The organism is Telluria sp. AZSoR62 (assembly GCF_058111565.1).
The window spans coordinates 1-365 of sequence record NZ_JBYTST010000143.1 but is presented as its reverse complement, the minus strand read 5'-3'; the positions used below and the strand labels follow the sequence as shown (position 1 = coordinate 365).

General features: G+C 58.1%; 1 protein-coding gene. It reads left to right on the top strand.

Annotated features, from left to right (window positions below):
* Nucleotides 1-2 precede the first annotated feature (2 nt).
* Nucleotides 3-47, top strand: coding sequence for a pyrroloquinoline quinone precursor peptide PqqA (pqqA, locus tag AC3XQU_RS23265; protein ID WP_079390985.1), 45 nt, complete (start codon nucleotides 3-5; stop codon nucleotides 45-47).
* Nucleotides 48-365: the final 318 nt, after the last annotated feature.

The window sequence follows — 365 nt, the reverse complement described above, 5'->3', positions numbered from 1 at the left end:
ATATGCGCCTTGGTTTCGAAGTCACCCTGTATTTCGCCAACCGCTGATCATCCGAGCCCCGGTACGCCGGGTTTTCCAGTCCCAAAGCAGACCTCATGAATGAGCATGGCCTACGAACTGGAGCGCCCGCCGTATCACACGGTGACGGCCGAACGTGTTTGGCACCGTGGGATAGCCCAGTGAGCCGCGCGGATGAAGGACGCATTGGGTCACCGTGCGCACCCTACGCATCGAATAACTCAAATGGTGCAACGTTGTACGGCGCACCCGATGACGGAATTTTCAGTTTGAACCAATCCACCCAGTCTTGCGTGCCGCGCTTTCGCCGTGGCTTCCGCCTGCAGTATGAACCGATGCAGAACTGC